Genomic DNA, 23,578 nt, shown 5'->3' on the forward strand with positions numbered 1-23,578 from the left:
TATCTCCCATGGCCACCTGGCAGAACTTTTATGGCGTTGTGGGCGTTGTGGGCGTTGTTGCCGGCTTGGCCACCGTGATGGTCATGTTCCTCGTGATCACAGTGTTGTCGGCATCCGTGACACGCACGATCATGTTGAAGGTGCCATCCGCCGTTGGAGTACCCGACAAGATGCCGTCGCTGGACAACGCCAGCCCTTCGGGAGTGCCACCCAGACTCACCCACGTGTAGGGAGCGCTGCCGCCGGTTGCCGACAGTGCGTATGCCAGGGCCACATCACGGACGCCAGAGATGGTAGGCGCCGTGAAGGCCAGAGGTGCCTTGGCCGCAATGGTCACGGTCACGGTCTTGTCAACCACGGTGCCCTGTGCGTCCTGCACACGTACCAGCATGTTGAAGGTTCCGACCACGGTCGGCGTACCGGACAGCACGCCGTCGCTGCTCAGGCGCATACCGTCTGGAACACCACCCAGTGTCGACCAGCGATAAGGAGGAATGCCGCCTGTTGCTGCAAAGCCGTACACCAGAGGTTGGTCCTTGACACCCGAAATGCTCAAGCCATCAGCCAGGGCCAGAGGCGTCTTGGCGATCTCATGGTAGACACCCACAACGGTATAGGCCCTGATGGGATCCTGGATGCCATTGCTGACATCGTTGTCCCGGCGGTCCACGGTGGTTTCCAGCACGATGGCGCCGCTATCGGGTCCACTGGAAAGCGACAGCTGTGCAATGCCGTTGAGCGAATTGACTTGCAACGAAGAGCCAGCCTTGGATCCAGAGATCAGGCGCGCACCTTCATAAGCCGAGCTGGGCAAAATCCGAACCTGCACATTGGGACTGGTGCCAGTGACCGGCTGATTGCGGTCGTCGACCACCTTCACTTCCAATGCGACGTTGTTGCGCAGATTGGAGAGGTTGTCTCGGGAGCCCAGATAGCCAGGCGTCTGGGTCACGGCCAGCGTGCTGGCGGGAATTCCCTGCGCTGCACCGCCGACAGTGACGCTGGCAACAGCACTCACCTGGCGCTTGTCACGAGGATCCGTCACCGTGCAGGTCACGCTTGCCACACCGGCCTTGTCGATTGCGTGCAAATGGAAAGTGGCACTGCCAGAGTTGGAACCCAGCACAATGGAGCGGCTGGGCGATAGAACTCCTTTATCGTCCTTCTTATCCGTTCCGTCCAGATAATACAGAACTGCTGAATCAAGGCCTGCAGTCACCGCACATTGGAAAATACCGTCTCCGCCAGGAATCGGCATGCTCCCTTGCCGCGCCTCGACATACATCGTTGTTGTATATGCTGCATCCGCACCAATATTAGGACCAGTATTTCCCAGATTCACCGGAAGCTGCGTTTTATCCGCACGCAACGAAATGGTGTAAGGCTGACTAGTCTCACCAGCACTCCCTCCACCACCCCCACACCCGGCCAGACCGAGTGCCAGCATGGCACCGAACATGATTTTTTGCATGATTATCAATCTCCTACTACATTCAACGAGCACTTCGGATGTCAGCCAGCATCTTCGGCGTAATAAATACCAGCATCTCCCGTTTCTGGGACTCTCTCACGCGGCTTTTGAAAAGATTACCGAGTACAGGGACATCACCCAAAAAGGGAATCTTGTTTTCCGTGTTGGTCTCCTCCATTTCGAAGATGCCACCAATCACAACAGTTCCGCCATTCTGAACAAGAACCTGGGTACGCACATGCTTGGTATCGATGGCGACACCCTGCAGCGTGCTCTCGCCACGCGAATCCTTGTTGACATCCAGATCCAGGATGATATCGCCTTCAGGAGTGATCTGAGGCGTGACCTCCAACTTCAGAACAGCCTTTTTGAAGGCAATGGTCGTCGCGCCATTAGGCGCCGTCACAGAATACGGATACTCAGTACCTTGCTCGATCAATGCCTTGGTCTGGTCGGCCGTCACCAGCCTCGGGCTGGAAATGATCTTGCCCTGACCGTCGGATTCCATCGCAGAGAGCTCAAGTGTGAGGAATCGATTGGCAGCAGCATTGAATATCGACATGGCAAACGTTCCTGAGTTCGTAACGTTTGAGAGCCTTCCAGGCAGATTAACAAAGCTTCCAGATGTATTCACAGACTGCCCGCTTGCGCCAGCGGAAGCATTGGCATTATCAAATCCCGTCCCGATCGCTACACGATTGTCCCCACCGATGCTGTATCCCCCATCGCCACCGCGCTGAGCTCGCAAATCCCCCCCGCCAAGACGCACACCCAGAGCACGGCCAAATGTGTCGCGGGCTTCAACAATGCGGGCTTCAATCAGCACCTGCCGAACAGGCACGTCCAGCGTTGCAAGAAGCACCTTCACCTCCTCCAGCTTCGTAGGTGTATCGGTCACGAACAGCTGATTGGTTCGGGGCTCAGAAATCGCAGAGCCACGCTCAGACAGGAATCTGGTGGAAGCTCCACTCGCCCCACCGCCGCGAGAATTTGCGCTGATCTGCTGAAGAATATCGACTGCTTTCGCATAATTGAGTTGAAAGCCCTGGGTTTTCAGCGGCTCCAGCTTCTGAATCTCCAGTGCAGCCTCGTAGTCACGCTTGGTACGGGCATCAATCTCATCCTTGGGTGCAATCCAGAGCACCGAGCCGGACTTGCGCATGCCCAGGCCCTTGGCATCCATGATGATCTGCAGCGCCTGATCCCAGGGAACATCCTTGAGGCGCAAAGTCAATGCCCCGGAAACCGTGTCCGAGGTCACGATATTGAAGTTCGTGAAATCGGCGATCACCTGCAACAGCGACCGCACTTCAATGTTCTGGAAATTCAGAGAGAGCTTTTCACCGCTGTAGCCAGGCCCCTGCGTCAGCTTGCTCACATCCACCCTTTTCTGGTGGACTTCGATCACAAACTGGCTGTCGCTTTGATAGGCGCTATGCTCCCAGTCTCCTACGGGGGCAATGCGCATGCGGACAGACTCACCCTGCTGCACCGATGAGATGGTCTGCACCGGCGTTCCGAAATCCCCGACATCCAGCTTGCGTCGCAGCCCTTCAGGCAAGGAGGAGCGCAGGAAATCGACCACCAGTTCCTTGCCTTCGCGGCGCAGATCCACTCCAACCTGGCTATTGCTCAGGCCCACGACGATACGGCCCGAACCATCACTGCCGCGGCGGAAATCAACATCCCGAATAGGCTGGATGTCACTACCAGCAGCCGTCTTGGCTTCAAACACTCCCTGCTGCGCGGAAGACCGCACCGATGCAGACGCTGCCACCGGATCCAGCAGGATCAGCAGCGCCTTGCCCTGGCGTTCAGTACGATAGGAAGTCGCTGCCTTCAGATTCAGCACCAGGCGGGAGCGGCCCGATGCCTCCACGATATTGATGGAGCGCAGGTTGCCCTGATTGAGCTCGACCACGGATTTGCCCGTGCCATTGGTGGCACCAGGAAAGTCCAGTGCGATGCGCGCCGGAGACTGGATCGCAAATCCCGTGGGGTCGGCTGCCAGCGCTTCGGAAAGCTCGATGCGCACCACCTCGGTGCCCCCTTGAATCGAGCCGGAGACCGACTCTATCGCGGACTGCGCCCATGCCATGGAGCCGAGCAGCCAACCGCCTACGGCGATTCCCCAGCGCGCCTTGTGCAACATGCTTCGATGTGTGCCCATCATTTCCTTCCCTCCTGCAACTCCAGTGTGCTATTTCTCTCTATCCAGTCTCCGCTGCCGTCCTGGACGATTTCCCGCAACTGGATGGAAGTCTCCGTGATCCGGGTGATCTTTCCGTAGTTCTGTCCCAGGTAATTTCCTGAGCGAACTTGGTACAGCAAGGTCCCTACCTTGATCAGCGCCGTGGGCACACCCTTCTTGTCCAGGCTGCCCACCATCGTCATGGCATCCAAGGGCTCTGCTTCCAAAGGCTCCTTGCGGCGATTGAGCTCTGCGGCAATCAGGGTGGTATTCGCATTGGTCTGTGCGGATTCCTTGCGCAGCACCTGCATCAGCTTCAAGGGATTGAAAGGATCCATGCCATCAGCTCCCAGGTACGCTTGGGGCGTAAAAGCTTTGGGCTCCTCCAAAGGCTTGACACGGGGCTTTGCATTGGCTTTCTCCTGAGCCACCCAGCTCTGCACTTCTTCTTGATCAGAAGAAGAGCAGCCCGAGACGGCCAGGCAGGCCGTCAGCATCAGCAAGCCGCTGAAACGCATGTGTCTCATTTCTTCTTGCCCTTCCCGGCAGCCGCGCGCTGCGCCTGCACTTCGTCGGCATCCAGGTAGCGGAAGGTCCGTGCCGTCGCCTCCATGCTCAGGATCTCGCTTCCGTCCTTGCCCACGGGCACGATCGACAGATTGTTCAAGGTCACGATGCGCGACAGGTAGGCCACATCGGAGGCGAATGATCCGATGTCGTGAAAGCGCCCGGTCACCTTCAAAGCAATGGGCAGCTCGGCGTAGTACTCCTTGACCACCATCGCGCCAGGCCGGAAGGTTTCAAACTGCAGGCTTCGGCCCAGTCCTGCCTGATTGATATCAGAGAGCAGGGCCGCCATTTCCGCCTTGCTGGGCAACTGCTTTTCCAGCTGCGTCACATACTGCTGGACCTGTTCTCGCTGCTTCTTCAGGCCATCCAGGCTGACGGCCTTGGACAGCTTCTGACTGAAGTCCTGGCGCAGCGTGACCTCGGTATTGCGCTCCTGCTCCAGGGTGTCTTCGTAGTCCATGATCAGCACATACCAAAGCACGGCCGCCACGGCCAGCGCAATGGCCACGCACAGCAGCGCCTGCGGCAGCACAGGCCACCGCGACGGGTCATTGGGATCGAGGCCACGGAACTGGCGCTGGATGTTCTCCTGCAGTGCGGAGAAGTCGATGTCTTTCTTTTTCTTCTTGGCCATCACTGGGGTTTTCCTGGGTTGGCCGGCGTCGAAAGGTTCTTTTCCGCCACGCTGGCGCGCGTCAGTAGAAAGCGCAGATTGAACGCAGCAGCGCGGCGCTGGTCCTTGGGCGTGACATTGACCGTCTTGGCCACGATTTCCACCAGTTCAGGCTTTGAAATCCAGGGTGTCCCCTCCGAGAGATTGCGCAGCATTTCAGACACCCGCTCATTGGACTGCGCCGTACCTTGCATGGTCACGACCAGACCATCCTGCCTGATGCTGGTGATATAGACGCCATCGGGCAACTGGGCCACCAGCTCGTTGAGCATGTGCACCGGAAGATTGCGATCGGACTGCAGATCTTCCACGGCCTTCTGCCGAGCGCGCAGGGCCGTGATTTCATCCTCCAGCCCGGCAATTTCCTTGATCTGGGACTCCAGCACGGTAATCTCGGCACGCAGCATGCTGTTCTTTGCCTGCTGGTCCTCAATCATCATCTGGTACCACCAGTACACCACGCCAATGATCAAAAGCCCCACCAGGGCAGACAGGACCATGGTGGCCTGGAATGCTTCCTTGCGGCGCTTTCGTGTTGCTTCTCTGTGAGGAAGCAGATTGATCAGGATCACGAGACAAACCTCCGCATGGCCAGTCCGCAGGCGGTCAGGTAGGCAGGGGCCTCTCGCGACATGCGCTTGAGGCGCACGCCGCTGCCGACTTCCATTCCATCAAAGGGATTGGCAAGGCTGCAGGCAAAACCCGTTTGCTGCGTGATGGCCTCGGACAGGCCGGAAAGTGGGGCCGAGCCGCCGGCCAGCAGGATGTGGTCTATGCGGTTGTGGGGCGTACTGGTGAAAAAGAACTGCAGTGCGCGCGACACTTCCTGCGTCATGCTTTGCACAAAGGGCTTGAGCACGGCGGAGGCGTAGTCCTCCGGAAGTTCGCCGCTGCGCTTCTTGGACTCGGCCTCTTCGAGCGAGAAACCATATTGGCGCGCAATCAGTTGCGTCAGCTGTGCGCCGCCAAAAGCCTGGTCCCGGTCATACAGCACCTCGTCGTCGCGCAGGATCTGCATGCTGGTCGTCATGGCGCCCAACTCGAACAAGGCGACAAGGGCGTTGTTGCCCTGATTGGGCAGGCGCTCGATCAGCCGTGCAGCCGCCATGCGGGAGGCGTGGGGCTCGATGTCGATGACCATCGGCTTGAGGCCGGCCGCCTCGGCCAGGCCCTGGCGGTCCTGGACCTTCTCGCGGCGCGATGCGGCAATGAGCACGTCCACGTCGCCGGGTGAATTCGATGACGGGCCTATGACACAGAAGTCCAGACTCACTTCATCGAGCGAGAAAGGAATGTACTGATTGGCCTCGGATTCGACCTGGACCTCCAATTCCTGCTCGCTCATGCCGTCCGGCAGCGAAATCTTCTTGGTGATCACGGCCGAGGCCGGCAAGGCCATGGCCACGTTCTTGGTCCGCGTGCCGCTTTTTTTGACCAGTCGCCGCACAGCCTCTGCCACTTCGTCGAACTTTTCGATGTTGCCGTCCGTGATCCATCCCCGCTCCAGCGGTTCGATGGCACAGCGCTCCAGCAACAGCTCGCCCGACTTGGCACGAGACAGCTCAACGAGCTTGGCGCTCGAAGAACTGATGTCGATGCCTAGCAAAGGTGCGGGCTGGCGACTGAATAAGGATCCCATAGCAATCAACTTGCCCTCCCTCTTCTTGTGTATGTAAAGAACGCAACAAACCTTCACATATAGGTTGAATGCTATCAGCAAGACTGCGCGCAACTCACCATGCCTGCCGGAGCACGCTTGGCGGTAGTGGCCAAAAACAGACATTGTTGCGGGCCATCAAATGCGACATGAATGCACCCCTGCTTGCATGTCGGCCTGCACGCCTGGCTTAGGATGCGGGGCTTGCGGCCATGCTGGCAACCGTGTGCAGCCGTCTCCTACCGACCTTCTGGGGCACGCATTTTTATAATGCGGCACTCCTCAGCACTCCCTGCGACATGCCGTCTTCAGACTCCCGAGAACCCCAGGCTGCAAAGCCTCGCTCCGCCCCATCCAAGCCCATGCACTGGTTTCCCAAGGCCTTGCTATGGCTGGCGGGCATTGCCGTTGCCGGCGCGCTGGCCTTGATGCTGACCGTGGCCGTGGCCCTGGCCATGGCCTATCCCAACCTGCCCGACGTGTCCGAGCTGGCCGACTACCGGCCCAAGCTGCCGCTGCGCGTGTACTCCAGCGAAGGCGCGCTGCTGGGTGAATTCGGCGAGGAGCGGCGCACGCTGACCCCCATCCAGGACATCCCCAAGGTGATGACCGACGCCGTGCTCGCCATTGAAGACACGCGCTTTTTCGAGCATGGCGGCGTGGACTACAAGGGCATGGCCCGCGCCGCGCTGGCCAATCTGGGCCGCGTGAAAAGCCAGGGCGCATCGACTATCACCATGCAGGTGGCGCGCAATGTCTATCTCTCTTCCGAGAAAACGTTTACACGCAAAATTTACGAAGTCTTACTGACTTTTAAGCTAGAGCATCTGTTGAGCAAAAACCAGATTCTCGAGATCTACATGAACCAGATTTATCTGGGAAATCGGGCCTATGGCTTTGCTGCTGCCTGCGAAGCCTATTTCGGCAAGCCGCTGAAGGACATCACGGTTGCCGAGGCGGCCATGCTGGCAGGCCTGCCCAAGGCGCCATCGGCCTACAACCCGATCAGCAACCCCAAGCGCGCCCGCTCGCGCCAGCTCTACATCATCGAGCGCATGGAGGAAAACGGCTTCATCACCTCCGCCCAGGCCACTGAAGCCAAGGCCGAGCCGCTGAAGATCCGCACGGGCTCCTTCAACACCCGCGTGCATGCCGAATACGTGGCCGAGATGGCACGCCAGCTGATCTTTGCCCAGTACGGCAACGAAGCCTATACGCGCGGACTGAACGTCTACACCACCATCAATGCCGGCGAACAGGAAGCCGCCTACGCGGCGCTGCGCCGCGGCATCATGGACTACGAGCGCCGCCAGAAATACCGCGGCCCCGAGAAGTTCGTGGCCCTTCCGGCCGACGCCGAGGACCGCGAAGACGCCATCGACGACACCCTGGCCAATCACCCCGACAACGGTGATGTGCTCGCCGCCGTGGTGCTGGATGCCAATCCGCGCAAGATCCTGGCGGCACGCGCCGACGGCGAGCAGATAGAGATCACGGGCGAGGGCCTGAAGCCCGCCGAATCGGGCCTGAACCCGAAGGCACCGCCCAACATCAAGATCCGTCCCGGCGCCGTGATCCGCGTGGTCAAGACGCCCAAGAACACCTGGGAAATCACGCAGCTGCCCGAGGTGGAAGGCGCCTTCGTGGCCCTGGTCCCCCAGACGGGCGCCTTGCGCGCACTGATCGGCGGCTTCGACTTCCAGAAGAACAAGTTCAACCACGTGACCCAGGCCTGGCGCCAGCCCGGCTCGGCCTTCAAGCCGTTCATCTACTCTGCGGCCCTGGAAAAAGGCTTCTCGCCCTCCACCATGATCAATGACGCGCCGCTGTTCTTCAGCGCCGGCGTGACGGGTGGCCAGCCGTGGGAGCCCAAGAACTACGACAGCCGCTACGACGGGCCGATGACCATGCGCACGGGCTTGAACAAGTCCAAAAACATGATCTCCATCCGCCTGCTGCAGGCCGTGGGGCCCAAGCAGGGCCAGGAGTGGGTCACGCGCTTCGGCTTTGATGCCGCCAAGCATCCGGCCTACCTGACCATGGCGCTGGGTGCCGGAGCGGTCACGCCGCTGCAGTTGGCCGCCGGCTACTCCGTGTTCGCCAATGGCGGCCACCGCGTCAATCCCTGGCTGATTTCCCGCGTCACCGATCACAAGGGCCGCATCCTGTCCGAATTCACGCCGCCCCCGGTGCAGGAACTGCCCCAGGCCATCGACGCACGCAACGCCTTCATCATGGACAGCCTGCTGCAGGACGTGGCGCGCGTGGGCACGGCAGCGCGCGCGCAGTCCACGCTCAAGCGTCCCGACCTGTATGGCAAGACGGGCACGACCAACGACTCGGTGGATGCCTGGTTCGCGGGCTTCCAGCCCACGCTGGCCGCCGTCTCCTGGATCGGCTACGACACGCCGCGCAACCTGGGCAGCCGCGAGACGGGCGGCGGCCTGAGCCTGCCTATCTGGATCGGCTTCATGCAGCATGCCCTCAAGGGCGTGCCGGTGGCAGAGATGCCAGTGCCCCCTGGCGTCGTGAACATGGGCGGCGAGTGGTACTACGAGGAAAACGCGCGCAACGGCGGCGTCAGCAGCCTGGGCATGGACAGCGCTTCCACGGGCGGCGCTGCAGGCGCCACGCCCCCGCCCGCCACCGAGGAGCGCAACCGCATCCTCGACCTCTTCCGCAACTGACCGCCACACAAGCGGTTGACCACGCAAGAAAGCCCGGCCATGCCGGGCTTTCTTCATGGAGCCTGCCGATAACGGCGGATCAGCGTGCCGAGAACTGCAGCGCCAGACCCGACTGCTCGGTGGCGTAGCGGCTCAGGTTGGCGAAGAACTCGCCCGCGCCCTTGGTATCGAGCCAGGCGCCCTGCGCCGCGTCGTAGCGGTAGTGAAAGCCGCCGGCCTTGGCCGCCAGCCAGATCTCGTGCAGCGGTTTTTGCTGGTTGATCACGATCTGGCTGCGGTTGGCAAAGACCAGGGTCACCATGCCACCCACGCGCTGGGCATCGAGGTCGGCATCGGTTTCATCGTTGATGCGATCGCAGTCCTGCTCCACGGCCAGCAGCAGTCGTTCGGCAAGGTCCAGAAATTCTTGGTCGGTCATTACAATTCGCTTATGTTGAAAGCCTCGCAAATTCTAGTCAGGTGCATTGCCCTTGGCGCCTGTGCGGCGTCCCTGGCCGCCTGCGGCCAGAAAGGCCCGCTGTTTCTGCCCAGCTCGCCTGCGGCCAGCCACCGCGCCACGCTGCCGCAGACCCTGGGCATTTCCAGCCCGGCCGAGCGTGCAACGCCCGCGCCTGCACCCATCACCTTGCCCGCGGGCCCGTCGAGTGCCGCCGTCGAGGAAAGCTCGACCCCCACCGGTACAAGGGATTCCCGCAAGCAGCAGGCCGACTGAGTCGGCGGCCGCGCGGCGGCTTGATGCACATCAACACCGCTGCCAGGCATGGCGCTTAGAGTGACTTTCTCTTGTCCCTCGACAACCCGCCATGCCCGTAGAGCTCTACCGAGACAAAAACCACGCCTGCCTGATGTTCACCGACCTCATCGAGGAAGATGGACAGGCCATACAGGCCAATCAGTTCCTCATCGTCGATGACGACACGGGCGCCATCATCGATCCGGGCGGCAATCTCGCATTCAACGAGCTGTTCATGGGCATGTCGCGGCATTTCGCGCCGCACAAGCTGTCCTATCTGATTGCTTCCCACGCCGATCCAGACATCATTGCCTCGCTGGACCGCTGGATGACCAGCACCAAGGCACAGCTGGTGATCTCGCGCATCTGGGAGCGCTTCGCGCCCCACTTCACCAAGGTCGGCAAGACCGAGAACCGCGTGATCGGCGTGCCGGACGCCGGTGGCCGGCTGCCGCTGGGTCGCCATGAACTGCACCTGCTGCCGGCCCACTTCCTGCATGCCGAAGGCAACTTCCACTTCTACGACCCGGTCAGCCGCATCCTCTTCACGGGCGACCTGGGCGTGTCCCTGATGAACGGCATCGAGGCGCAGGTGCCCGTGACCGACCTCGTGCCGCACATCGCGCGCATGGAAGGCTTTCACCGCCGCTACATGGTCTCCAACAAGATCCTTCGGCTGTGGGTGCAGATGGCGCGCCAGCTGCCCATCGACATGATCGTGCCCCAGCACGGCGCGCCCATCATGGGCGCCAAGGCGATTACCGACCTGTTCAATTGGCTCGAAGGCCTGCAGTGCGGCATCGACCTGTTCGACCAGCGCAACTACCAGCTGCCCATGGCGGACATCGACCCCGTGACCCGCCAGCTGCGCCCTGCCCTGCGCGCCGTGGCCGGCTAGCTTCTGGCGCGCCGGCGGCGCAGTGCATGGACCACGCGCCAGGCCAGCAGCAGCGCAAGAATGGCCGCGTACACGGCGACCTCGGCAAAGTTGTTCTTGCCCGCGCGCATCCAGAAGAAGTGCAACAGGGCCAGCGGCGCGACGGCATAGATACAGCGGTGCAGCCATTGCCAGCGCCTGCCACCCATGGCGCGCATGACACGGTGCGGCGAAGTCACCGCCAGTGCGGTCAGCAAGAGCAGCGCCGCAAAGCCCACCAGGATGAATGGCCGCTTCGGGATGTCGAGCACGATCTCGCCCCAGTCCAGCCCCATGTCGAACCATGCATAGCACAACAGGTGCAGCAGGGCGTAGAAGAACACATACAGGCCCAGCATGCGCCTGAAGCGCGCCAGTGCCGTCAGTCCCAGCGCCTGGCGCAGCGGTGTCACGGCCAGCACCACGCACAGAAAGCGCAAGGTCCAGTCACCGGTGGAGCGCAGCAAGGCCTCGGCCGGATTGGCGCCAAGGGTGTTCAAGATGGCTCCAGCCAGCAGCCACGCAAACGGCAGCAGGCACACAAGAAACACCAGCGGCTTGGCCGTCCGGCGCAGCAAAAAACGCTGCACCGCCGTCATTGCATGGGCCACATCAATAGAACTTCTTGAGGTCCATGCCCGCGTAGAGCTGGCCCACCTGGGCTTCGTAGCCGTTGAACAGCTGCGTCTTGCGCTTCTTGGCGAACAGGCCGTCTTCGCCAATGCGCCGCTCCGTGGCCTGGCTCCAGCGCGGGTGCGGCACGTCGGGGTTCACATTGGAATAGAAGCCGTACTCGTTGCGCGCCGCCTTGTTCCAGGCCGTGCCCGGCTCCTTGTCGGTCAGGCGGATGGCGACGATGCTCTTGGCGCTCTTGAAGCCGTACTTCCACGGCACGACCAGCCGCACGGGCGCGCCATTCTGGTTGGGCAGCACTTCGCCATACATGCCAAAGGCCAGCAGCGTCAGCGGGTGCATGGCTTCATCAAGGCGCAGCCCCTCGGTATAAGGCCAGTCCAGCACGCCGCTGCGCAGGCCCGGCATCTGCGCCTTGTCGGCCAGGGTCACGAATTCCACGTACCTGGCACTGCCCAGCGGCTGCACCTTGCGCAGCAGCTCGGCCAGGGAATAGCCCACCCAGGGAATCACCATGGACCAGCCCTCCACGCAGCGCAGCCGATAGATGCGTTCTTCCTGCGGCGCGAGCTTGAGCAGCGCATCCAGGTCCAGCGTCTGCGGCTGCTGGACCAGGCCCTCGATCTTCACCGTCCAGGGGCGGGTCTTGAGCGTGTGGGCGTTCTTGGCGGGATCGTCCTTGTCCAGCCCGAATTCGTAGAAGTTGTTGTACTGGGACACATCGGCATAGGCCGTGACACGGTCCATGGTGTTTGCGCCCACGACCTGGGAAGGCACGGAGGCCAGCGCCGCCAGCTTGCCGGGGCGCTGCACGCCCGCCGCCCAGCCGGGCAAGGCCGCGCCGGCCGAGCCTGCGGCCAGGTACTGCAGCCAGGCACGGCGCTTGAGGTAGCCTGCCCGGGGCGTGATCTCGCTGCCTTGCGGGTGTTGGAAGCCGTTGTCGTGGGAACGGATCAGCATGGGAATCTCCTGGTGTGCCGGCGGGCACGAGGCGCCATTGCTGGCGATATGGCGATTGGGAGCCGCGCAGGCGCGCGCAAGTTCCCTGCGGCACCGATGCGATCGTGCACGAAAAAGCGGCATGCGCCTGAACGCATGCCGCTGCCCTTGTCTTGCCACTGCCACTGCAGTGGCTCAAAGCTCGCCGTAGCTGTGCAGCCCAGAAAGGAACATGTTCACCCCCAGGAAGGCGAAGGTGGTGATGGCCAGCCCACCCAGCGCCCACCAGGCGGACACCGTGCCGCGCAGGCCCTTGACCAGGCGCATGTGCAGCCAGGCCGCGTAGTTGAGCCAGACGATCAGCGCCCAGGTTTCCTTGGGGTCCCAGCTCCAGTAGCCACCCCAGGCCTCGGCCGCCCACAGCGCGCCCAGCACGGTGGCGATGGTGAAGAAGGCAAAGCCCACGGCGATGGACTTGTACATCACATCGTCCAGCAACTCGAAGCTGGGCAGGCGCTCGGCAATGCGCTTGCGCGCCAGCAGGATGCCGGCCACGATCAGCGCCGAGATGCCGAAGTAGACCATCCAGTAGCTGCCGCCGTTCTGGGTCGCGCCCTGGCGGAAGACGATGGGCTCGAAGCACAGCACCACGCCCAGCATCCACAGCGGCGCGAGCTTCCACCAGCGCGTCTCCGTGGCCTGCTGCTTGATCAGGTAGGCAAAGGAAACCATGGCCGCCAGCGCAAAGGTGCCGTAGCCGATGAAGTTGGCCGGCACGTGCAGCTTCATCCACCAGCTCTTGAGTGCCGGCACCAGCGGCTGGATCTCGTGCGCCTCGCGCACCAGCGTGTACCACAGCAAAAAGCCCACGGCCGCGCTGACCACCAGCATCACGAAGCCGCCCAGGGCGCGCGTGTCGTAGTGCTGCTCGTAGTAGAGGTAGAAAAGCGCCGTCATCCAGCAGAACATGACGAACACTTCATAGAGATTGCTGACCGGGATGTGGCCCACATCGGGGCCGATGAGATAGCTCTCGTACCAGCGCACCATGGTGCCCACCAGCGCCAGCGTCACGGCCAGCCAGGCCAGGCGCGAGCCCAGCAGCGACAGCGCCGTGCCCTCGCCCCGCGCAAACATGCCGATCCAGTAGAAGACGGTGCTCATGAAGAACACCATGCTCATCCAGAGGATGGCCGACTGGCTGGACAGGAAGTACTTGAGGCCGAACACCGTGTCCGAACGCGCCAGTTGCGCCCCTTCAGGCCCCTGGTAGAGCCCGATGGCCAGCAGCGACAGCCCGGCCACCACCAGCATCAGCCCGCGCAGCGGGCGCCAGAACCAGCCCAGCCAGATGGCCGAGGGAATGGTGCCGACCAGGATGCACTTCTCGTAGACATCCATGTACGCGCCATAGCGCTGCAGCGCATACAGCAGTCCCGCCGCCACCAGGGCCGCGAACACCCAGTCGAACCAGTTGCGGCGGGCGAAGAAGCCCTCGTTGAGCGTCAAAGTCGTCGTGGTAGTGGCGGTGTTCATGCGGAACCTCCGGGGGGTTTCTTGTCAAGACTTGCGCAAACAGGATGCGACAACGTGCTGTGCCCCGTGGCAAACCGTTCGCTTTGTTCCTTCTTGCGCAAGTCGTACTTGTGGATGGGCTCGGCGCCTATCAGCTTGCCGGCCAGCATGGCGAATTCTCTATCACCATCGAGTGTCTTGCGATTGGTGGACAAGGCCATTTCGGCATGGCTTTGGCCATCGCGGGGCGTGAGCCAGATCCAGAGGCGGCGGTCGCGCACGTACAGCATGCAGAACACGCCGATGATGAGGAACAGGCAACCCAGATACACCACGTTCTTGCCCGGGGCACGCGCCACCTGGAAGACGCTGGCCTGCACCTGCTTGAAGTCCTGCAGCATGAAGACCATGGGCATGGGGTAGAACTGCGCATCGCTGAGCGAGAACACGGCCTGGGTCATGAAGGACTGCGTCTGCTCGCTGGGCTCCAGGGGCGCCTGGCCCGCCTGCGTGCGCACGATCTGGGCCAGCTCGAACAGCACGCCGTTGAGAATGCGCACCAGCACCTCGCCCGCGCGTTCGCGCTCGGCCGCAGGCACATTGCTTTCCATGAAGTCCGAGATGGCCTGCAGCCCGCCCAGCGGCTTGCCGTCCGGCCCCTTCTTGTCGGTCTGGCCCGCGAACAATTCCAGCGCCTTGGTGGCCGACTGCGCCAGCGCGCCACTGAGTTCGGCACGCGAGGCGTCGATGGCCTTGGCCACATAGGCCTTGGCCGCCTGCTCGCGCAGCCTGGGGTCCTGCAGCGCGCTGCGCAGGCGCAGGAAGGTGTCCATCTCGCTTTCGGGATCGGCGGGAATGCGCAGATAGCGCATGGCATCGGCCTGGTTGTCGCGCACGCCCAGCAGGAACACGCGCTGGCCGTCGCCCGTGTCCACGGGCAGCATGTAGTTCTGGAACTCGCGCGCCTGGCCCGAGGCATCGCGCAGCTTGTAGCGGATGCTGGGGCCGATGTTGCGCAGCTCCTTCTTGGTCACGGTCTTGTGGGCCGCGCCCAGGCGCTCGTCGATGGCCTGCTTCAGGTCCACCTTGCGCACATCGGTGCCGCTGCCATTGGCCCCGCCGCCACCGCCGAAGTTCTCCACGTTGATGGTGCGCAACTCGGCAAACTCCAGCGTCACTGTCTCGTCCTTGCCGTCCGGGAGCTTGCGCACGAACTGGTCCGATCCGCCGATCACGCCCTCGACATCAAAGGGCTTGGCTCCCGCCTCCAGCGGCACGGCGCGCAGCTTCACCGACGAGCCGCCGTCGTCAAAGCTGGACTGGTAGATCTCGATGCCACGGTAGCTGGCCGGGTGGTTGACCTCGATGCGTTTTTCCAGCTTCTCGCCCGTGGCCTTGTCGTGGATGACGACCTCGCTGGCAAACAGCTTGGGCATGCCCGTGGAGTAGTACTCCACGATGAATTTCTTGAGTTCCACCGCAAAGGGCAGCTCCTGCAGCAGCACGCCGTCGGACTGCGACAGGATGGCCGTGCCTGCCGTGCCGCCTTCGGTCACCAGCAGGTTGCCTCGGAAGGTGGGGTTGCGCTCGCTCAGCCGGTGCTGCTCGGACACCTCGGAGATCAGGCCACCGCCGGTATAAGGTGTTTTGCCTCCCAGCCACATCTGGGCGCGCACGATGAGGTCGCCATCGAACAGCCCGCCCAGGCAGATCAGCACGATGGCGCTGTGGGCCGCGATATAGCCCAGCTTGTGGGCCGCGCCCGCCTTGGCCGCCAGCATCCAGCCCGTGCCGGGTCCGGTCGCCGTATCGCGCTGCTGCAGCCGCACCTTCCAGCCGCCCGACACCAGTTGCTGGCCCAGGCGCCTGGCGGCCTCTTCCGTGCTGCCGGGCACCAGGTTCTGCGCACGGTGGCCGAACGCCTTGAGGCTTTGTTCGCGAACGTTTTCCTTGTAGCTGCGCAGATCCGCCAGGTACTTGGGCGCATGGCGTGCCACGCACAGCGAGGTGCTGATCACCAGAAATGCCAGGATCAGCAGGAACCACCAGGCGCTGTAGACCGCATTGAGCTTGAGCGCGAGGAACAGCTGGGCCCAGAAAGGCCCGAACTGGTTGACGTAGTTGCCCACCGGCTCATGCTGCTTGAGCACGGTGCCGATCACCGAGGCAATGCAGATGACCGTCAGCAGCGAGATCGCGAAGCGCATCGATGCCAGCAGCTCCAGGGTCGCGCGCGCGGCCTGCGGGCGGGAGGGAGCAAGAGCGGCACCGGAAGAGTTGTCTGACATGAAGAACGAAAAGCCAAAACCCGAATGAAAAAAGCGGGACCATCTGCATTCATGCGATGGACCCGCCTGGCTTGGGGTGTCTATAAAGCAATAGGTTCCCGGTGATTACCCTGGGAACCGCGTCGGCCCCGGGATCGCATCAACGCAGGCCAGCGATGTAGTCTGCCACGGCCTTGATTTCGCGATCGTTAAGCTTGGCAGCAACCTGCGTCATCTGAATGCTATTGCCGCGCTTGCCGTCACGGAAGGCCGTGAGCTGGGTCGTGGTGTAGTCGGCATGCTGGCCCGCCAGGCGCGGGTACTGGGCCGGAATGCCGGCGCCGTTGGGGCTGTGGCAGCCCGCGCAGGCGGCAATGTTGCGCTCCTGGATGCCGCCGCGGTAGATGCGCTCGCCCATGGCCACCAGGTCCTTGTCCTTGGCAAAGCCGTCCTTGGGCTTTTGCGTGTGCAGCCAGGCGGCGATGTTCTTCATGTCAGGCTCGCTGAGCATGCTGGCAAAGCCCTTCATCACAGGGTCCTTGCGCTTGTCGTCCTTGAACTCCAGCAACTGCTTGACCAGGTACTCGGGATGCTGGCCGGCCAGCTTGGGCTGCAGCGGGATGGTGGAATTGCCGTCGGCTGCATGGCATGCCGCGCAGACTGCGGTGTAGCTGGCCTCGCCCTTCGCCAGGTCGGCCTTGGCCGCCTTCGGCTGTGCCGGGGCAGCAGGTGCCTCGCCAGCGGAGAAAGCGGGAAAGGCGGGGGCTGCAGCAAGAATGGCAGCCGTCAGCAAAGAGGCAAGCAACTTCATATCGAGGGCGTGGTTCTGTTGTTGAAAGCGCAAAATTCGGCGGATTCTACAATGGGGTCCCCTGTGATTGATATCGTCAGGAACCCTGGTTTCGCCCCTGCGCACAGAGGAAAACACATTCCTTGATCGTGGTCACGAACTGGCCACGGATCCGGTGCGGAACATGTGTTTTTCACAGCCCAGCATATCGATCTGTGCCAGCGCGGCAATAAGGGCTCTACCCATGTGGCGCGCAATACCACACCGCTTTCTTCCCGAATTCCAGGCCCCTCGCCCGCCTCAGCCCGCGCCGAAGCGGCTTTCGGCCTGCCTGCGGAATTCCGAGGGTGTCATCCCCTTGATTTCCAGAAAGCGCCGGTTGAAGTTGGCCAGATTGCTGAAGCCGACCTGAAAACAGATATCGGCGATGAAGCAATCGGTCTGCATGAGCAGATGGCAGGCACTGTTGATGCGCACGCGGCTGACAAATTCGGTGAAGCTGTTGCCTGTGGCGCGGCGAAAGAAACGGCTGAAGCGGCTTTCGCTCATGCCCAGTTCGGCCGCCACGCCCGCCAGGCTCAGCGGCTCGTTCACGCGCGCCATGATGCGGTTGACCACCTCGTTGATCTGGTCCACCTGCGCCTCGGCCTGCACACCCTGCATCTGCACCGCCGACAGCAGCCGGTAGTCCGTGCATTCGGAAAGATCGCACAGCAGATCACAAAAGGCCGCGAAGCGGCGCATGCCGCGCGCACCCCGGACCGCCTCCCAGTGCATGCGCGCTGCCTCGGCCATGTCGAAGAACTCGATACCGTGGCGCGCGCGGTCCAGCAGTTGCAGCACCTCGCGCATCTCGGGAATCTGCTCGGCCGCACGGGCAATGGGATCGTGGTTGAACAGGATGACGAGATCGCGCTCGGGCGCGCCGGCCTCGGGCACGTCGAACGATATCCAGTTGTGCGGCAGGCGCGGGCCGCAGAGCACGAGGTGGCCCGGCTCGAACGGCCCTATCCAGTCCCCCACGAAGGCGCGGCCCGAGGTGTGGGTAATGAGGTGCAGCTCATACTCGTCATGGAAATGCCAGCGCACCAGCGGGCTCGGAAAACCATGCGCCAGGCAGCGCACCAGGCCACTGCCGTCCACGTCTTCATAGCCCAGGGCGGGCGTGCGGACAAAATCGCGCTCCAGCTCGGGGTGGCGCTGGCGGGGCGGGCGGCGGCGTGTGCTGGGCATGGCAGTCAATCAATCAGGGACGATGGAGACGGGCACAAAGAGCACGGCATCACCGGCTGCCACTACGCCCTGTCCTGCTGCGCTTGCGCAGCATCCAGGCCCGCAAGCGCAGCATCCAGCTCCGCACGCCAGGGCGGCTGGGCGCCGGCGCGCGTGCAGTTGAGCGCGGCAGCCGTGGCCGCAAAGCGCAGCACCTCGCGCCACGCGGCATCGGGCAGGGACTGCAACTGCTGCGCCTGCTCCACGCCACGCTCGAGCAGTGCCACGGACAGTGCCGCGCCAAAGGTGTCGCCCGCGCCGATGGTGTCCGCCAGCGGCACCACAGGCGGGCGCACCGACAGCGGCGCGTGGCCTGCGCGCAGCAAGGTGGCGCCCTCGGCGCCCTGCGTGAGCACCACGGCCCTGGGCCCCCGCGACAACCAGCTACCGGCAGCCTCCAGCACCGGCTGACCAGGCGCGATGAAGGCCGCATCCTCGTCGCTGAGCTTGATCAGGTCGGCCAGCGCCAGCCAGTCAAGGCAGTCGCGCCGGAAGGCCTGCGCATCGCGGATCAGCGAGGGGCGCACATTGGGGTCGAAGACGATGAGGCGCCGACCGCGCTGCGCGGCCACCAGATCCAGGATGCGCGGCCCGGCCGGCGCATGCAGCAGCGCGATGGAGCCGAATTGCAGGATGCGGCATTCGTCCGGCAACTTCGGCAGCTCGGCAGGCGACCACAGCGTGTCGGCCGTGCCCTGCATGTAGAAGGCATAGCGGTTGGTGTGTTCGCCGCGCTCCACAAAGGCCAGCGTGCTGGGCGCGCTGCAGCGCTGCACCAGGCGCATGTCCACGCCGTTGCCCTGCAGGTGCGCGAACAGGCGCTCGCCAAAGAGATCCTCCGAGAGCTGCGAGACAAGGCCCGTGGCCTGTCCCAGCCGCGCCGCCGCAATGGCGCCATTGGCGGGCGCCCCGCCCTCATGGCCCTGGAAGGCCAGGCCACCCGTGGCGGTGAAATCGATCAGGGCCTCGCCCACGATGGCTATGCGCATGTCAGCTCCGCCTTGTGCATCTTCAGTTCCTGTCCACAAATGCCCGTACCCGCTCCATGGCCCGGCGCACCGACTCCACCAGCTGCGGATGGCCTGCCACCTCGCCCCACAGCTGCGGCTCGGCGCACAGCGAGGCCACGGGATCGGGCGCCGCGCAGATGGCATGCGCCACCGCCGGGTCCATGGCCTGGTCCTGGTACGCATAGGGCAGTGTGCCCTGGTGCCAGCGCTGCAAGAAGGCCAGGAACAGCGCTGGCAGCATGGCCACGGCATCGATGGCGGCGTTGTGCGCCAGCCGCTCGCGCAGCGTGGGCGCGATGAAGCCGGGGATCTTGGCAAACCCATCGGCCGCCACCCGCTGGTTGGTGTCGCGCAGGGCCGCATTGCCAAAGCGCTCCAGCACCGTATCACGGTAGGCCGGCAGGTCCAGCGGGCCGGGCCGGCCCGGTGCGCAAAGGCAGGCAATCACATCCCGGGTCACATAGTCCCAGGCCATCTGGCGTATCGCGGGCACGGCGCAGCCTTCGTGGATATGCTCCAGGCCCGCCAGCGTGCCGGCCCAGGCGATGCAGCTATGGCTGGCGTTGAGGATGCGGATCTTGGCCTCTTCATAAGGCGCCACCGAGGGCACCAGCTCAACGCCCACGGTCTCCCAGGCGGGGCGCCCGGCAATGAAGCGGTCCTCGATCACCCATTGCGTAAAGCGCTCGGCCATCACTGCTGCCCCATCGTCGCGGCCGGTGGCGGCCAGCACGCGCGCACGCAGCTGCGGTGGTGGGCGGGGAGTGATGCGATCGACCATGGCGTTGGGGCAGCTGGTGTGCCGCTGTGCCCAGTCGGCCAGCTCATGCAGCTGCGCCTGGCGCATGAAGGCCAGCAGGCCGGCGCGCAGGCGGTCGCCGTTGTGGCGCAGGTTGTCGCAGCTCAGCAGCGTGACGGGGCCGGCATCCGTGGCACGGCGCACCTGCAGGATGGCGCAGAGCACGCCATAAATGGTGCTCCCCGCCTCGCCACGGTGCGCGCGCTCCAGGTCCTGCGCCAGATCGGGATGCGCAGCGTCGAGCACCCCCTGGCCATCCAGGCAGTAGCCGGCCTCGGTGACCGTGAAGGAGATGATGCGGGTGGCCGGCCGGGCGCCCCGCTCCACGACGGCGGCCAGCCCGGGCGCGTACGGAATCACCTCGCTCAAGGCATCCAGCCACTGGTAGCGCACCGTGCCGTTGGGCGCAACCGTCTCCAGCGTGTAGGCCCCGCCCTGCCGCACCAGGGCGTCCAGCGTCTGCGCCATGTCAGGGCGCAGGTTGGCGCCCACCAGCGCCCACTGCGTGTCGCCCGCGTCCATCAACCGCTGCTGGTAGGCAGCCTGGTGCGCGCGATGAAAAGAGCCCAGTCCCAGGTGCAGCACCGTGGGGCGGGAGAGGGAGGGTGCAGTCGCGTTCATGGTGTCCCGGACAAAGGGATGGGAGAGACGGAAAGAAGAGGGCAGCGCGCGGCCGCCAGGCTCATCAGGCAGCCAGCGCACGGCCATCGCGGTCGAACAGATGGAGCATGCAGCCCGGGTCGAGGGACACCCTCACCCCATCGCCCACGGCCAGCGGCATGCGCTCGGTCTGGCGCGCCACCAGCGGCACGCCCGCCACGTCCACATGGACCAGCGTGTCGGCACCCAAGGCTTCGATCAGGTCCACGCGCCCCTGGACGCCAGCACCGTCACCGTGGCCTGCTTCGGCCCGGGACAGGCGCAGCGCCTCGGGGCGTATGCCCAGCGTGCCGTCCGGCGGCAAGCGCCCGTGCGCGCTGGCAGACAGGCCCGGCACGGCATGGGCCGCCAGCAGGTTCATCGGCGGCATGCCGATGAACTGCGCGACAAAGCGGTTGGCCGGGCGGTCATAGAGCTGCAGCGCAGAGCCCACCTGCTCGATGGCGCCGTCGCGCATCACCACCACGCGGTCGGCCAGGGTCATGGCCTCCACCTGGTCGTGCGTCACATAGATGGTGGTGGCGCCCAATGCGCGGTGCAGCTTGAGGATTTCCACGCGCGTGTTGCCGCGCAGCGCCGCATCCAGGTTGGACAGCGGCTCGTCGAACAGGAAGACCTTGGGCTCGCGCACGATGGCGCGGCCGATGGCCACGCGCTGGCGCTGCCCGCCCGACAGCTCGCCCGGGCGGCGCTCCAGGCAGGCCGTGAGATCGAGCGTTTCCGCGGCCCGGCCGACCTTGCGCAATATCTCCTTGCGCGGCACGCCCGCCAGGCGCAGCGCAAAGGACATGTTGTCGTACACGCTCATGTGCGGGTACAGCGCATAGCTCTGGAACACCATGGCCAGATCGCGCTGGCCCGAGGGCATGTGCGTGATGTCGTGCCCATCGAGCCGCAGGCGGCCCGCGCTGACGGACTCCAGCCCCGCGATCAGGCGCAGCAGCGTGGATTTTCCGCAGCCCGAGGGGCCGACGAAGACGATGAACTCGCCGCGCTCGATGGCGAGGTCCACGCCACGGATGATGTGCGCCTCGCCAAAGCTCTTGCGCATGTCTTGCAGTTGCAGATAGGCCATGGTTTTCTTGGTTTGAAGAGCGGCTACTTGACGGCGCCGAAGGTCATGCCCTGCACCAGCTGCTTCTGGCTGAACCAGCCGAACACCACGATGGGCGCGATGGCCAGCAGCGATGCCGCCGAGAGCCGGGCCCAGAACAGCCCCTCGGGGCTGGAGTAGGAGGCGATCAGCGTGGCCAGCGTGCCGGCGCGCGCACTGCTGAGGTTGAGCGACCAGAAGGTCTCGTTCCAGCTCAGCACCAGACACAGCAGGCCCGTGGAGGCAATGCCGCCCAGCGCCAGCGGCAGCACCACATGGCGGAACTCGGCCCACAGGCCGGCGCCATCCATGCGCGCGGCTTCGAGGATCTCGTGCGGAATATCCTTGAACGCGCTGTAGAGCATCCACACCATGATGGGCAGGTTGGACAGCGTGAAGACCACGGTCAGCACCGTGAGCGTGTCCAGCAGGCCGGCGCCCTGGGCCAGCACGTAGATGGGCAGCAATGCGCCCACGGCGGGCATCATCTTGGTGGACAGCATCCACATCAGCACATCGCGTGTGCGCCGCGTGCGAAAGAAGGCCATCGAATAGGCGGCAGGCACGGCGATGGCCAGGCCCGCCAGGGTGGACCCCAGGCTGGTGACCAGGGAATTGCGCGCGTGCAGCAGGTAGTTGCTGCGCTGCTGCACCTCGCCGAAGTTGTCCAGCGTGGGCTCGAACACGAACAGCGGAGGCACGGCAATGGCCTGCAGCTCGGTCTTGAACGCGGTCAGGAACAGCCAGCCCAGCGGAAAGAACAGCAGCAGCGCCAGCGACCAGGCCGCGGCGGCACGCAAGACGGTGGAAAGTGAAGCGGCCGTCATGCGTTCAGTCCAGGCTCTTGCCGACGATGCGGATCAGGAAGATGGCAACGATGTTGGCCAGCACCACGGCGAACAATGCCCCCGCCGAGGCCACGCCCACGTCGAAATGCATCAGCGACTGCTTGTAGATGAGATAGGTGAGGTTGGTGCTCTCGTTGCCCGGGCCGCCCGCCGTGGTGATGGCGATCTCCGCAAACACGCCCAGCAGGAAGATCATCTCGATCATCACCACCACCGCCATCGGGCGGGCCAGATGGGGCAGCGTGAGGTGGTGGAAACGCTGCAGGGCATTGGCGCCGTCCATGCGCGCCGCCTCCATCTGCTCGCGGTCAAGCGACTGCAGCGAGGTGATGAAGATCAGGCAGGCAAAAGGCAGCCACTGCCAGGACACCATGATGATCACGGACAGCAGCGGCACCTCGGTCAGCCAGTCCACAGGCTCCAGGCCCAGCGCCCTGCACAGGCTGGCCAGCACGCCGTAGATGGGATTCATCATCATGTGCTTCCACAGCAGCGCGTTGACGGCGGGCATCACGAAGAAGGGCGAGATCAGCAGCACGCGCACCATGCCCCGCCCCGGAAATGGCTCGTTGACCAGCAGCGCAAGCAGCACGCCCAGCACCACGGTGATCGACACCACGCCGGCCAGGAAAACCAGGGTCTGGCGCACGGCGGGCACGAAGTCCGGGTCGGTGACGAAGAACTCGTAGTTGCGCAGGCCCACGAAGGGGTGGCCGCCCGGCTGCAAGAGGTTGTAGTCGACGAACGAGAAATACACCGTCATCAGCAGCGGCACCAGCATCCAGCACAGCAGCACGGCCACGGCGGGAGCCATGAGCGCGCGGGGCAGCAGGCGCGTCATGGGCACGGGGCTT

At 63.8% G+C, this 23,578-nt stretch carries 21 protein-coding genes; 3 read left to right on the forward strand and 18 right to left on the reverse strand.

From position 1 onward, the window contains the following. Positions 1 to 28: 28 nt before the first annotated feature. From A9976_RS13675 to A9976_RS13700, 6 genes are read right to left on the reverse strand one after another with little or no spacing between them, the layout of a single operon-like run. On the reverse strand, positions 29 to 1,471 hold the full coding sequence (locus A9976_RS13675) for an Ig domain-containing protein (RefSeq protein WP_183019452.1): 1,443 nt from the start codon (positions 1,469 to 1,471) through the stop codon (positions 29 to 31). A gap of 22 nt (positions 1,472 to 1,493) precedes the next feature. Next, positions 1,494 to 3,644: a type IV pilus secretin PilQ gene (pilQ, locus tag A9976_RS13680; protein WP_183019453.1), complete on the reverse strand. Its 2,151-nt coding sequence runs from the start codon at positions 3,642 to 3,644 to the stop codon at positions 1,494 to 1,496. After that, on the reverse strand, positions 3,641 to 4,189 hold the full coding sequence (locus tag A9976_RS13685) for a pilus assembly protein PilP (RefSeq protein WP_183019454.1): 549 nt from the start codon (positions 4,187 to 4,189) through the stop codon (positions 3,641 to 3,643). Before A9976_RS13685 ends, pilQ begins: the two co-directional genes overlap by 4 nt. Then, positions 4,186 to 4,866: a type 4a pilus biogenesis protein PilO gene (locus A9976_RS13690; RefSeq protein ID WP_183019455.1), complete on the reverse strand. Its 681-nt coding sequence runs from the start codon at positions 4,864 to 4,866 to the stop codon at positions 4,186 to 4,188. Before A9976_RS13690 ends, A9976_RS13685 begins: the two co-directional genes overlap by 4 nt. Beyond that, entirely contained in the window at positions 4,866 to 5,477 is a 612-nt protein-coding gene (locus A9976_RS13695; protein WP_183019456.1) for a PilN domain-containing protein, read from the reverse strand. Before A9976_RS13695 ends, A9976_RS13690 begins: the two co-directional genes overlap by 1 nt. Then, entirely contained in the window at positions 5,474 to 6,553 is a 1,080-nt protein-coding gene (locus tag A9976_RS13700; RefSeq protein WP_034347621.1) for a pilus assembly protein PilM, read from the reverse strand. The genes A9976_RS13695 and A9976_RS13700 overlap by 4 nt, the downstream gene beginning before the upstream one ends. 371 nt (positions 6,554 to 6,924) lie before the next feature. On the opposite strand from A9976_RS13700, the gene A9976_RS13705 reads away from it, so the two are divergent. Next, positions 6,925 to 9,249: a penicillin-binding protein 1A gene (locus tag A9976_RS13705; RefSeq protein WP_183019457.1), complete on the forward strand. Its 2,325-nt coding sequence runs from the start codon at positions 6,925 to 6,927 to the stop codon at positions 9,247 to 9,249. 79 nt (positions 9,250 to 9,328) lie between these two features. Here A9976_RS13705 and cyaY read toward each other — a convergent pair whose 3' ends face one another. Then, positions 9,329 to 9,667: an iron donor protein CyaY gene (gene cyaY / locus A9976_RS13710; RefSeq protein WP_012207381.1), complete on the reverse strand. Its 339-nt coding sequence runs from the start codon at positions 9,665 to 9,667 to the stop codon at positions 9,329 to 9,331. A gap of 12 nt (positions 9,668 to 9,679) precedes the next feature. On the opposite strand from cyaY, the gene lptM reads away from it, so the two are divergent. Next, positions 9,680 to 9,961, forward strand: a complete 282-nt coding sequence (lptM, locus tag A9976_RS13715) for an LPS translocon maturation chaperone LptM (protein ID WP_183019695.1) — start codon at positions 9,680 to 9,682, stop codon at positions 9,959 to 9,961. A gap of 91 nt (positions 9,962 to 10,052) precedes the next feature. Continuing rightward, complete coding sequence (locus A9976_RS13720) at positions 10,053 to 10,880, forward strand: MBL fold metallo-hydrolase (RefSeq protein WP_183019458.1); 828 nt, start codon at positions 10,053 to 10,055, stop codon at positions 10,878 to 10,880. On the opposite strand, the gene A9976_RS13725 is transcribed toward A9976_RS13720, so the two are convergent. The 11 genes from A9976_RS13725 to A9976_RS13775 all read right to left on the reverse strand — a co-directional run bounded on the left by A9976_RS13725 (position 10,877) and on the right by A9976_RS13775 (position 23,565). Next, positions 10,877 to 11,497, reverse strand: coding sequence for a sulfite oxidase heme-binding subunit YedZ (locus A9976_RS13725; RefSeq protein ID WP_183019696.1), 621 nt, complete (start codon positions 11,495 to 11,497; stop codon positions 10,877 to 10,879). The two genes, A9976_RS13720 and A9976_RS13725, sit on opposite strands and share 4 nt — an antisense overlap. Positions 11,498 to 11,510: 13 nt before the next feature. Continuing rightward, a complete protein-coding gene (gene msrP, locus A9976_RS13730; protein ID WP_183019459.1) occupies positions 11,511 to 12,491 on the reverse strand; it encodes a protein-methionine-sulfoxide reductase catalytic subunit MsrP in 981 nt (326 codons plus the stop codon). 174 nt (positions 12,492 to 12,665) lie between these two features. Continuing rightward, positions 12,666 to 14,006, reverse strand: coding sequence for a c-type cytochrome biogenesis protein CcsB (gene ccsB, locus A9976_RS13735; protein WP_183019460.1), 1,341 nt, complete (start codon positions 14,004 to 14,006; stop codon positions 12,666 to 12,668). Next, positions 14,003 to 16,273 (reverse strand): cytochrome c biogenesis protein ResB, encoded by a 2,271-nt coding sequence (locus A9976_RS13740; RefSeq protein WP_259649203.1) that lies wholly within the window; start codon positions 16,271 to 16,273, stop codon positions 14,003 to 14,005. The genes ccsB and A9976_RS13740 overlap by 4 nt, the downstream gene beginning before the upstream one ends. A 139-nt stretch (positions 16,274 to 16,412) precedes the next feature. After that, positions 16,413 to 17,063, reverse strand: coding sequence for a cytochrome c (locus tag A9976_RS13745; protein ID WP_183019461.1), 651 nt, complete (start codon positions 17,061 to 17,063; stop codon positions 16,413 to 16,415). Between the two features lie 279 nt (positions 17,064 to 17,342). Further along, positions 17,343 to 18,275: an AraC family transcriptional regulator gene (locus A9976_RS13750; protein ID WP_183019462.1), complete on the reverse strand. Its 933-nt coding sequence runs from the start codon at positions 18,273 to 18,275 to the stop codon at positions 17,343 to 17,345. A 62-nt stretch (positions 18,276 to 18,337) separates the two neighbouring features. Beyond that, complete coding sequence (locus A9976_RS13755) at positions 18,338 to 19,303, reverse strand: carbohydrate kinase (RefSeq protein ID WP_183019463.1); 966 nt, start codon at positions 19,301 to 19,303, stop codon at positions 18,338 to 18,340. A gap of 22 nt (positions 19,304 to 19,325) precedes the next feature. Then, positions 19,326 to 20,744, reverse strand: a complete 1,419-nt coding sequence (gene dalD / locus A9976_RS13760; RefSeq protein WP_183019464.1) for a D-arabinitol 4-dehydrogenase — start codon at positions 20,742 to 20,744, stop codon at positions 19,326 to 19,328. 64 nt (positions 20,745 to 20,808) lie between these two features. Beyond that, a complete protein-coding gene (locus A9976_RS13765; RefSeq protein WP_183019465.1) occupies positions 20,809 to 21,858 on the reverse strand; it encodes an ABC transporter ATP-binding protein in 1,050 nt (349 codons plus the stop codon). A 23-nt stretch (positions 21,859 to 21,881) separates the two neighbouring features. Then, positions 21,882 to 22,703 carry a carbohydrate ABC transporter permease gene (locus A9976_RS13770; protein WP_183019466.1) on the reverse strand — a complete coding sequence of 274 codons (822 nt, stop codon included), beginning with the start codon at positions 22,701 to 22,703 and terminating at the stop codon, positions 21,882 to 21,884. A 4-nt stretch (positions 22,704 to 22,707) separates the two neighbouring features. After that, positions 22,708 to 23,565, reverse strand: coding sequence for a carbohydrate ABC transporter permease (locus tag A9976_RS13775; RefSeq protein ID WP_183019697.1), 858 nt, complete (start codon positions 23,563 to 23,565; stop codon positions 22,708 to 22,710). Positions 23,566 to 23,578 lie beyond the last annotated feature (13 nt).

The sequence above is a fragment of the Delftia sp. UME58 genome, from assembly GCF_014170385.1.
Taxonomy (GTDB): Bacteria; Pseudomonadota; Gammaproteobacteria; order Burkholderiales; family Burkholderiaceae_C; genus Comamonas; species Comamonas acidovorans.

What these genes read in the sequence shown, in the direction of transcription:
- A9976_RS13675 (WP_183019452.1), bottom strand. Translation starts at nt 1,471, where the DNA reads ATGCAAAAAATCATGTTCGGTGCCATGCTGGCACTCGGTCTGGCCGGG.
- pilQ (WP_183019453.1), bottom strand. Translation starts at nt 3,644, where the DNA reads ATGATGGGCACACATCGAAGCATGTTGCACAAGGCGCGCTGGGGAATC.
- A9976_RS13685 (WP_183019454.1), bottom strand. Translation starts at nt 4,189, where the DNA reads ATGAGACACATGCGTTTCAGCGGCTTGCTGATGCTGACGGCCTGCCTG.
- A9976_RS13690 (WP_183019455.1), bottom strand. Translation starts at nt 4,866, where the DNA reads ATGGCCAAGAAGAAAAAGAAAGACATCGACTTCTCCGCACTGCAGGAG.
- A9976_RS13705 (WP_183019457.1), top strand. Translation starts at nt 6,925, where the DNA reads ATGCACTGGTTTCCCAAGGCCTTGCTATGGCTGGCGGGCATTGCCGTT.
- cyaY (WP_012207381.1), bottom strand. Translation starts at nt 9,667, where the DNA reads ATGACCGACCAAGAATTTCTGGACCTTGCCGAACGACTGCTGCTGGCC.
- lptM (WP_183019695.1), top strand. Translation starts at nt 9,680, where the DNA reads ATGTTGAAAGCCTCGCAAATTCTAGTCAGGTGCATTGCCCTTGGCGCC.
- A9976_RS13720 (WP_183019458.1), top strand. Translation starts at nt 10,053, where the DNA reads ATGCCCGTAGAGCTCTACCGAGACAAAAACCACGCCTGCCTGATGTTC.
- A9976_RS13725 (WP_183019696.1), bottom strand. Translation starts at nt 11,497, where the DNA reads ATGACGGCGGTGCAGCGTTTTTTGCTGCGCCGGACGGCCAAGCCGCTG.
- msrP (WP_183019459.1), bottom strand. Translation starts at nt 12,491, where the DNA reads ATGCTGATCCGTTCCCACGACAACGGCTTCCAACACCCGCAAGGCAGC.
- ccsB (WP_183019460.1), bottom strand. Translation starts at nt 14,006, where the DNA reads ATGAACACCGCCACTACCACGACGACTTTGACGCTCAACGAGGGCTTC.
- A9976_RS13740 (WP_259649203.1), bottom strand. Translation starts at nt 16,273, where the DNA reads ATGTCAGACAACTCTTCCGGTGCCGCTCTTGCTCCCTCCCGCCCGCAG.
- A9976_RS13745 (WP_183019461.1), bottom strand. Translation starts at nt 17,063, where the DNA reads ATGAAGTTGCTTGCCTCTTTGCTGACGGCTGCCATTCTTGCTGCAGCC.
- A9976_RS13750 (WP_183019462.1), bottom strand. Translation starts at nt 18,275, where the DNA reads ATGCCCAGCACACGCCGCCGCCCGCCCCGCCAGCGCCACCCCGAGCTG.
- A9976_RS13755 (WP_183019463.1), bottom strand. Translation starts at nt 19,303, where the DNA reads ATGCGCATAGCCATCGTGGGCGAGGCCCTGATCGATTTCACCGCCACG.
- dalD (WP_183019464.1), bottom strand. Translation starts at nt 20,744, where the DNA reads ATGAACGCGACTGCACCCTCCCTCTCCCGCCCCACGGTGCTGCACCTG.
- A9976_RS13765 (WP_183019465.1), bottom strand. Translation starts at nt 21,858, where the DNA reads ATGGCCTATCTGCAACTGCAAGACATGCGCAAGAGCTTTGGCGAGGCG.
- A9976_RS13770 (WP_183019466.1), bottom strand. Translation starts at nt 22,703, where the DNA reads ATGACGGCCGCTTCACTTTCCACCGTCTTGCGTGCCGCCGCGGCCTGG.
- A9976_RS13775 (WP_183019697.1), bottom strand. Translation starts at nt 23,565, where the DNA reads ATGACGCGCCTGCTGCCCCGCGCGCTCATGGCTCCCGCCGTGGCCGTG.